9 protein-coding genes and 1 pseudogene are annotated in these 9,341 nt (G+C 47.0%); 7 read left to right on the top strand and 3 right to left on the bottom strand.

What is annotated here, in order from left to right; genetic code table 11:
* Positions 1-243 precede the first annotated feature (243 nt).
* A complete protein-coding gene (locus ACFW2W_RS26665) occupies positions 244-570 on the top strand; it encodes a DUF6883 domain-containing protein (protein ID WP_378184977.1) in 327 nt (108 codons plus the stop codon).
* Positions 571-583: 13 nt separating this feature from the next.
* On the top strand, positions 584-850 hold the full coding sequence (locus tag ACFW2W_RS26660; protein WP_378184975.1) for a DUF4926 domain-containing protein: 267 nt from the start codon (positions 584-586) through the stop codon (positions 848-850).
* A gap of 28 nt (positions 851-878) precedes the next feature.
* Here ACFW2W_RS26660 and ACFW2W_RS26655 read toward each other — a convergent pair whose 3' ends face one another.
* Positions 879-1,253: a type II toxin-antitoxin system PemK/MazF family toxin gene (locus tag ACFW2W_RS26655; protein ID WP_378184973.1), complete on the bottom strand. Its 375-nt coding sequence runs from the start codon at positions 1,251-1,253 to the stop codon at positions 879-881.
* Positions 1,250-1,510, bottom strand: coding sequence for a hypothetical protein (locus ACFW2W_RS26650; RefSeq protein ID WP_378184971.1), 261 nt, complete (start codon positions 1,508-1,510; stop codon positions 1,250-1,252). Before ACFW2W_RS26650 ends, ACFW2W_RS26655 begins: the two co-directional genes overlap by 4 nt.
* A 215-nt stretch (positions 1,511-1,725) precedes the next feature.
* On the opposite strand from ACFW2W_RS26650, the gene ACFW2W_RS26645 reads away from it, so the two are divergent.
* The 4 genes and pseudogenes from ACFW2W_RS26645 (at position 1,726) to ACFW2W_RS26630 (ending at position 4,470) form a co-directional block, all read left to right on the top strand.
* Positions 1,726-2,013: a type II toxin-antitoxin system Phd/YefM family antitoxin gene (locus ACFW2W_RS26645; RefSeq protein ID WP_378184985.1), complete on the top strand. Its 288-nt coding sequence runs from the start codon at positions 1,726-1,728 to the stop codon at positions 2,011-2,013.
* A gap of 16 nt (positions 2,014-2,029) precedes the next feature.
* Positions 2,030-2,293, top strand: a pseudogene (locus tag ACFW2W_RS26640) (Txe/YoeB family addiction module toxin).
* The gene (locus ACFW2W_RS26635; RefSeq protein ID WP_378184987.1) at positions 2,253-2,456 is read left to right on the top strand and encodes a hypothetical protein; all 204 of its coding nucleotides are present in this window, start codon (positions 2,253-2,255) and stop codon (positions 2,454-2,456) included. The pseudogene ACFW2W_RS26640 and the gene ACFW2W_RS26635 overlap by 41 nt, the downstream one beginning before the upstream one ends.
* 691 nt (positions 2,457-3,147) lie before the next feature.
* Entirely contained in the window at positions 3,148-4,470 is a 1,323-nt protein-coding gene (locus tag ACFW2W_RS26630; protein ID WP_378184969.1) for an ATP-binding protein, read from the top strand.
* 556 nt (positions 4,471-5,026) lie between these two features.
* On the opposite strand, the gene ACFW2W_RS26625 is transcribed toward ACFW2W_RS26630, so the two are convergent.
* Complete coding sequence (locus ACFW2W_RS26625) at positions 5,027-7,156, bottom strand: ABC1 kinase family protein (RefSeq protein WP_378184967.1); 2,130 nt, start codon at positions 7,154-7,156, stop codon at positions 5,027-5,029.
* Between the two features lie 281 nt (positions 7,157-7,437).
* Here ACFW2W_RS26625 and recN point away from each other — a divergent pair, with 281 nt between their 5' ends.
* Positions 7,438-9,318, top strand: coding sequence for a DNA repair protein RecN (gene recN, locus ACFW2W_RS26620; protein ID WP_378184965.1), 1,881 nt, complete (start codon positions 7,438-7,440; stop codon positions 9,316-9,318).
* Positions 9,319-9,341 lie beyond the last annotated feature (23 nt).

Raw genomic sequence — 9,341 nt, 5'->3', positions numbered from 1 at the left:
TATCAGCGTTTCGGACAGCGATGTCTTTCCGTTTCGTGGAGTGGTTGCACCACAATCACGACGTATTCGTTGCTTATCAAGCTGCTTTGGGCTTTATTTGGGCTTGAAATCTGTTTAAGTCCCGCTAATCCGGGATTCAGTTCGATCCCAGCGTCCTCCACTTCGTTAAGGATCTCAGCTACCGTAGGTAAAGATAAAGAAAAGTTGTAAATAAATTCAATATGAAAGGGTTGGACAAAATTAATGAGGATACCTTCGGGGTTGGTGATTCAAGACCAGAAAATAACCAACTACCTACTTGTTTACCAACCCAAAGATGATAAATCAGAGTATTTGGCTTTAGCAGGCTATAACCTTGAAAATTGGGAAATTCTGAAGAGAGATATACTAAATGCTGTAGATGGCTCTGAAGTTACAGAAGTAACGTCCACTGATTGGGGTACTCGCTTAAAGGTCAAAAGCCAGTGGTATGGCCCTAATAGTCGGCTAGTTAGGGTAATTACTATCTGGCAGCAGGATGAGGGAGCAGATATTGTTAAATTTATAACTTTATATCCTGACAAGTTATAGGAAGGTTAAAACGATGACAACAGCAAGATTATTTCAGTGGGTGTTACTTAATCAAGACATTCCTGATAGCCCAGTTCAAAAAGGTGACAAGGGAGTTGTATTAGATCATCTACCTCCTACTAAGAATCAGCCGGAGGCAGGATATACTCTGGAAGTCTTTAAAGATGGGGAAACTTTAGATGTGATTTCTGTACCTATTTCTTGGGTAACTCCGTTACCTGAAATATGGGGAAAGGCTGAACTCACCCCAAATGACATTAATGTAAAGGCTTTGAATTAGCAGGAGGAGAGGATGCGATCGCATCCTCTCAAGGAGTTATCATGCGCTGAATTACAGCCAAGATAGGGGTATACTCGGTAGGTTTCAAACAACCCCGATACTCAACAATCCTGTTAACATCTAAAACCCTTACTTGATCCAACAAAACGATAGAAGGTTTTTTCAACCCAGCAATTCCAGCGGGGAAACGTGGGTATAAATCTGGGGAAGCGATCGCCCACGTTTGACCTCTATCAGTTGTCATAGGAATTACAATTACTGACGAGAATCGGGGGACTCCTATTTGATAAGGAAAGCCTACCACAATCGCAGGACGGTAGCCTTCTTGTTCATGTCCTCTAGGTTGGTGTCTGGGAAAGTTTGCCGTTACAACATCTCCAGTCTGTAACGAGTCAATTGTCATGGCTTAATAACAACAATTCCCTTCCCTGGAATATATTTAACAGGATAGCCTTCACCTATCTCTCCCGGTTCCCAGTCGTAAGGTTCATCCTCTATATCGTCTGATAGTTGCTCACGATTTTCCATTTCTTCTATCCGTTCTGTCAAACCGAACTTTTCAAGGATTTTCTCGATTTGTTCAAATTCAGCAATCGGGATTTGTACGGCAACAGGTTGTTGATTTTCGTCAAGTATGTAACTTTTAGTTATTTTTAGCATCTGGCTAATTCCCTTTAGATGTAATTCCGTTTAACTCAAGGCTCCTACTTGTAAGGATAAGCTTTTGTGCTGGCTTTGGAATAGAAGGAAGGATGAGCGATCGCCTTCTTTCAATCAAGACGCGAACTGACTTTTTCTGCGCTTCGCTATCGCTCCTCCAATCAATCAAGCTATTATGTACTGGAAAGGTATACAGCATGAGGGAATTACCCACCATGTCCAAGCAGACAACGTTCACTGATGCTAGTGCTAACCTAGCCGAACTGTGCGATCGCGTCGTTGCCGATCGAGATGTGGCGATCATTACCCGACAGGAAGGTGAAAGCGTCGCCTTGATTGCTGCTGACGAACTGGATAGTTTGCTAGAAACCGCCTATTTACTCCGTTCACCTAAAAATGCAGCACGTTTGCTAACTGCTCTAGAACGAGCCAAAGCGAAAACTTTAGAACCACAGAGTATTGACAGCCTACGCCAGGAGTTAGGGATTGACTCAGAAGGATGAACCGCAACCCCAAGAAATAAAGGCTCGTGATGCGGTTTTTCACCCATAATTTCGGGAAGACCTCGCCTATTGGGTCAAGACAAACCGCAAAACTGCACTGCGTGCCTTTAAGCTGATTGAAGATATCATGCGAGATCCTTTTACAGGTATTGGCAAGCCAGAACCGCTTAAATACATGGACTCAAACGCATGGTCGCGGCGATTGACTGAGGAACACCGAATAATTTACCTGGTCAGCGATGACAGAATTGATTTTCTCCAAGCTCGATATCATTATTGAAAACGCGATCGCGCTCATCTCCACCAAAGCGCGAACTGACTTTTTCTGCGCTTCGCTATCGCATTACATCGTCACTTTCACTAGCTGCACTAATAAGCTTTTATATTGGTTTGAAATTAGGGAAAGGAGAGGCGCGATCGCTACTACACTCTCGCCTCACTAACCTCGAACTTAACTTCATCGTAAATATCTGATGACGAAATTTTAAATCGGAAAGAAATTTAAGCTAGCACTGCATCTTTATTTTTATATTTACAAAAAAACTATCTTTTAGAAGTTTGGGTAGATTTTCAAAGTGGTTCTATATTAAGCAACTAATTATACTTGGAAAGAAACAAATATGTTAAGTAAACTTAAAATTTATAATGTTATCTTAAACTTTTATAAGTATTTATAAATAATTAAATAATAATTTAAGAGTTGGTAATCGTATTATGACGAGGTTATGAGTAACGCCAAAATTATAATTACAATCGAGAAAAAAAGTTAAATCAATTTCTGGGTATTAGTCAGCGCCAATTATTAATCAAAACTTCATGCTCCTGTTCTTTGAAAGAAATGCTTAAGAATACTCAAGTTAAGTGCTAAGCAATTATGATTAGTAGAGCCACCTGGCAATGGCAAGATTTTACTATCGTAATCTGCACTTTTATAGTCCGCCGCTTCCTCTAGTTACAAATATTATTGTGGTGAATAATAATGCTGTTCCTTAGGTTGCATAGTTTCTGAGGGTATTTGCTTTTATACTAAATTCATGCATCTGTGAGAATGAAGGAAGCGATCGCTCGTGAATTTATGAAAACTCCTGGAAGCGCATCAACCCTTAAGCTTAATTCTCACAGAACAAGTACGTGATGAAAGAGGAAATCTTTAACCAACAGATAGAGGCGGCACAACAGCGCCTGCACGAGCTGTGGCAGCGTACTAGGGAATCCCCATCCCTCCCGCATCCGCAGGAAACACTGACAAAGGAGGCTTTGCAAGAACTCTTCACGGCTTTGGAAGAGTTGCAGGTGGCTACAGAGGAGTTGCAGCAACGCAACGAAGAACTGGCGATCGCTTACGAGACTGTAAAAGCAGAACGCCAGCGCTACCAAGAGCTATTTGAGTTTGCCCCAGACGGGTACTTAGTAACGAATACCTTTGGAATCATTCAAGAGACTAACCGCACGGCGGCGGCTTTGCTGAACCGATCCCAGAATTTTCTAATAGGCAAACCGATGGCGATTTTTGTGGCTAAGGAAGATCGCAAAACCTTTCGGGATCTATTGACTCAATTGAATTACTTTCCGCAGTTGCACGACTGGGAAGTGCGCTTACAATCCTCGAAAGGTCAGCCGTTCTCGGCGGCACTTAACGTGGCGGCTATACGCGATCGCTCCGGCAACTTAATCGGTTTGCGTTGGCTATTGCGTGACATCACCGAACGCCACAAGCAGGCGGAACAAACCCGCAAGGCACTGGAACAAGAAAAAGAACTCAGCAATTTCAAATCTCGCTTCATCAGAGCTGCATCTCATGAATTCCGCACGCCGCTGACAATAATCTCCATGTCTGCTGAATTACTGGAACGCTACAAACACAAATTGTCTGAAGTGCAAAAGGACTCGCATTTCCAGAAAATAAGAGCCGCTAGCAAACAAATGGCTCGGTTGTTAAACGACATCCTCCTTCTTGATAAAACAGAGGCTGGCAAGTTAGAGCTTAATCCCGTACCGCTGGATTTAGTAGAGTTTAGCCGCGAGTTGGTGGAAGAATTGCAACTTAACGTTGGCTCCCAACACGCGATTACTTTTATTCATCAAGGTGAGTGTACTAATGCCTACCTGGATAAAAAGCTGCTGCGACAAATTATCGATCATTTGCTTTTAAATGCAATTAAATATTCTCCCAGAGGCAGCAAAGTTCATTTTGAACTTATCTGTCAGGAGCGTGAGGCAATCTTCCAAATTCAGGACGAGGGAATAGGAATCCCAAAAGAAGACCAACTACGCTTGTTTGAGCGATTCCATCGAGGAAAGAATGTCGGCACAATCTCTGGTACAGGGCTGGGATTGACAATCGTTAAAGAGTGTGTAGATTTATACGATGGTGCGATCGCCCTCAAGAGTGAAATTGGCATCGGCACGACTTTTACTGTTAAGCTGCCGCTCAATCAACTGCAAGAAAACGGATAAGCAATTAAAAATTTAAAATGCCTAATTAAAAATTGTCAAATCCAGTCGAAATAGTAGAGACTTTGTATGCAGCGTCTCTACTTTAGGTATTTACTGTATTCCAATTAAATGTGTCAGGACTTACGCAAAGCTTATACATATAGCGTTTTTTCGGGTTCAATCCCCCTGTGGTTGCCCCTAGATGTGGTGATGTGCGGCGAGTCCTGTGTGTGACAGCTTAAGTAAAGATTTTTTTATGTGCTTGATCGTCAATCTCTTCTGCCAAAATAAGCTTAGGATCGCGGATTAAATAACCTACATACCTTCACCTCGTAGGTTGAACCCAAGACACAAAGCAAAACCTAACTGTATAAAAAAGTAAAAGTTGAGTTTCGCTTACGCAAGAACCCAACCTAGCATCATTCTTAGGGATTATCACCAGTTAGTTGTAGTCAGGACCAACGTTATCAAGCCGGAAGTTGGGTAACGTTGAGCGCTCTACCCAACAAACCGGATTGTCATGGAAGAGCGCTCGCTCTTCCCTTCCATGACCCAGCTATTCCCATTCACCTACGGTCTATACAGCCCTTCTCGCAGCAGCAGGCGGCAACGCTAAGCGGGGCGATGATGTCTGGGGATAATTGCGTGGCTTGTGACCGTTCTGGGAGGCTTGTGGGGGCGCATCCTGAAGTAAAACGTCCCGAATCAACCGCGCCGCCACTCGCTGCACCAAACCACCGGCAATTTTTTGACCCATGCGCTGAGTTTCTGGCTTCATCAGCAATTGGGGAATCACAGGCAGCAGTTGCATCGGGTCAAACCCGCTAGTTTCTTGGAGAATATCCCAAATCCGTTTAATATGCTCCAGACTGGGGGGCGTTTCTACCGACGGCGGTGCCTCATTCACCGTCATCCCCACCCGTTCGCGCAGCGAATACGTGACATTTTGGAAGGTGCGGCGTCCCAGCGTATCTATACCCTTAACAATTTCATCCGTTAGGTGTTCCCGGATAAATGCACCCCGCTCTGAGAACAGAAAATCTAAGGTCTGGTTCAGCACCTGATTCAGGTCGTAATCGTCACTGAAACGGGCATTTTTTAACAGATTTTCCAGACGATTCCAGCGGAAACTGCCGTCTTTGAACAGGAGGTCACGCAGAGATGCCCGCAATTCCGGCGAGGGGTCTGTCAAGAGGCGCTTGGCAACGTAGGGATACGCTTTACTGAGAACTTTGAAATTGGGATCGACATTAATCGCAATCCCTTCTAACGTGACCAGAGAGCGGATAATCAGCGCGTAGTAAGCTGGAACGCGGAAGGGATACTCATACATCAACGCCGACATATCATCGGTGATGCTCTTGAAGTTCATCTCCGCGACACTGGCTCCCAGCGCGTTGCTGAAGACCTTGGAAAGGGCTGGGATGATGGGGGTCAGGTCAGTGTCTGGGGTTAAAAACTCTAGATTCACATAGTCGCGGGCTAAGCCCTCAAAGTCGCGGTTGACCATGTGAACCACTGCTTCAATTAAGCCATACCGCTGATAAGGCTTGACATCGCTCATCATGCCAAAGTCCAGATAAGCCAGCTGACCGTCAGTAGTCGCTAACAAGTTACCTGGATGGGGGTCAGCGTGGAAAAAGCCATGTTCCAGCAATTGCCGCAGCGAACACTGAACGCCCACCTCGATTAAGTGAACGGCATCAATTCCCTGAGCGCGGAGTGCCTCTGGCTGGGTCAATTTGGTACCGTTAATCCACTCCATTGTCAGGACGCGACGCTGGGTGTATTTCCAGTAAATCTTGGGAATGTAAATATCTGGTAAGTGACCGTATAGAGAAGCAAAGCGCTCGGCGTTGTGACCCTCCTGGGTATAGTCCATTTCTTCATAGATGCGGGTGCCAAATTCATCCATGATGGAGACGAGGTCGCTCCGCACCTGTTTGAGATTTCTCTGCGCCCATCCGGCAAGGGTACGCAGGATGTAGATATCTAGGGCAATGTTTTCTCTTAAGCCCGGACGCTGCACCTTCACGGCAACGGTTTCGCCAGTCTTGAGCTTACCTTTGTAGACTTGTCCCAAGGAGGCAGCGGCTACAGGGTTGGGGGAGAGTTCGGCGTAAATTTGTTCGGGGCGATCGCCTAATTCTTCCTCAATAAACCGATAAGCTAATTCATTGGGAAATGGTGGCAGCTGGTCTTGCAGGTGACTCAGTTCGTCTAAATAAGTCGTCGGAACTAAGTCTGGTCGAGTCGAGAGCGCTTGTCCCACCTTAATATAGGCGGGTCCCAGTCTCGTGATTATTTTCCGCAAGCGAATTGCCCGTTTCCGCTCGTTTTGGGCAACTCGACCTGTTTGCTTGTCCCACCACATACTCAGTCCAAAGCGGAGTATCGGCACCAGAATGTTGAACAATCGCCCCCAAACTTGGAATGGACGCCTCCGGTAGTAATCGGTAATGGCGACGGGGTTGTAGCGCAGTTCTTCGGCTTGGGTATAGACGGTTTGGGCACCCACGACTGCTGGATATTGCTCTGCTGTGGCGGTAAGCTCATACTCCACCACGACCGGCGAGGCAAGGGCGGACGCTATCTGGGCAGGCTTTTTCATCGCACCTGTTGTAGAAACGCCAACCGACAGGTCGGCGCTTCGCCTATCGCTTGCGTCTGTCCGATGTGAGATTGGGGAGACTGTTTTAACATTCATAAGCTTGGGAACCGACGAGAGAGCAACTCTATTAAGTATTGTAACAATAAGCGAGGGAAGCGCCAGGACGAGGTACCACGGCTCCCGCTCTAGGACAATGCCAATTAGGTCAATTTCCCGCTACCCTGAAAAAGTTTCGGGACTTAAAACTAAACACTAAACTAAGTTTGGTAGCCCAGTACCTGTTTTGAATAACTCGCGAGCATCGATTGCTTAGCACAAGACAATTGTTCATTGAGTTGCCGCTGCCTGCCCTCTTCCCTCAAGGTGAATTTTGCTCCATGCTCCTGTCCCTACGGATTGAAAACTTTGCCTTGATTGACCATCTGGAGCTAGAATTTGGCTCTGGATTGAATGTTCTGACCGGCGAAACCGGCGCGGGAAAGTCGATTATCCTGGATGCGATTGACGCCGCCTTGGGCGGGAAAGTCAGCAAATGGTCGATTCGCACGGGTAGCGATCGCGCTTTGGTGGAAGCCACCTTCAAGGTTGACCGAGTTGTGACTGAGTGGCTCTCTGAACAAGAGATCGAGCTGCTTGATGACACAGCCGTGGTTTGTTGTCGGGAGATTGCCTGCCTGCAAGGAAGCCTCCGCAGCCGCTCTCGCGTGAATGGAGTTCTGGTCAACCGGCAATTAATGGATCGCCTGCGCGATCGCTTAGTAGAAATTACTGCCCAAGGTCAAACCGTGCAACTCGTGGCACCCGCGCTTCAGCGAGAGTTGCTGGATGTCTATGGCGGCGAAGCGGTGCTACAGCAACGCTCAGTCGTTCAAGCTGCCTATCTCGACTCTCAACAGGCACGGGACGCAAGAGACAAACGCCGTCAGTCCGAGCAGCAACGCTTGCAACGGCTCGACTTGCTACAGTATCAAGCCCAAGAATTGACTGCTGCCAATTTGAGCGAACCAGATGAACCAGAACAGCTCGAACAAGAACGCCAGCGCTTAAGTCATGTGGTGGAGTTACAACAGCTGAGTTATCAGGTTTATCAAGCTCTTTATCAAAATGATGCAGGTGAGTCAGCGGGTGCAGACTTATTGGGTCAAGCCGAAGCAACGCTGATTGATATGGTGACTTATGATGCCACTCTGCAACCCGTGCTAGATATGGTGAGTACGGCTCTGGCGCAAGTAGTGGAAGCCGGACAGCAAATTAATGCTTACGGTGCTTCTTTAGAAGCCGATCCCCAGCGACTGGCGGAAGTGGAAGAGCGCATCCGCACCCTGAAGCAGATTTGCCGCAAGTATGGTCCGACGTTGGGGGAAGCGATCGCCTACAGTCAGAGCATCCACGGTGAACTCACTCTCCTCACCGATAGCGGTCACTCCCTCGAAGAACTAGAAAAAATCTATTCTCAATGTCATGAAATCTTGGCATCTAGGGCTACCCAGTTGACAGCTTTGCGCCGCGTTGCTGCCAACGAACTAGAAAGCAGACTTGTGGCGGAACTCAAGCCTTTAGCGATGGAAAAGGTGCAGTTTCAAGTCAAAATTAGCCCTTGTCTCCCAACCGCAACAGGTGCCGACGCGATCGCCTTTTATTTTAGTCCCAACCCAGGCGAAAATATGCAACCACTGTCTGCCACTGCCTCTGGGGGGGAGATGAGCCGCTTCCTGCTGGCGCTCAAAGCTTGTTTCTCCCAACTGGAAGCCTCCGGAACGCTAATTTTTGACGAAATTGATGTCGGGGTGTCCGGACGGGTTGCCCAAGCGATCGCTGAGAAACTCCACCAACTTTCTCAGGGACACCAAGTTCTTTGCGTCACTCACCAACCCCTTGTCGCCGCAATGGCTGACCGCCATTTTCGCGTTGATAAACACGTCGTTGAAGGAAGCCAGAAGCAAGATCCTTCCCAATCAAAGGCTGGGAAAAAGGGCGAAGTCTCAACAACGAACCCCGAAGCAATTCATCCCACCCTCCCCTTAGAGAGAGCAATTGAAGGGCTACGGCAAGAAGAAGTCCCGACATCCTACATCCTTCATCCTTCCGAACGCACGGTTGTACGAGTCAGCGTGCTTGACAATCACCTGACTCGCCGCCAAGAATTAGCAACACTGGCAGGGGGACACTCCGCCAAAGATGCGATCGCTTTTGCAGAGTCCTTGCTAGCTCAAGCCGCAGTCAAACATAATGGACGCAAGGCAAATGACAACAAATAAGAACGTGCCCTCTATCCAACCCC

This window comes from Coleofasciculus sp. H7-2, from assembly GCF_042747725.1.
GTDB lineage: Bacteria > Cyanobacteriota > Cyanobacteriia > Cyanobacteriales > FACHB-T130 > FACHB-T130.
The sequence above is the reverse complement of the archived record's forward strand: the minus strand, read 5'-3'. Positions and strand labels throughout refer to the sequence as shown.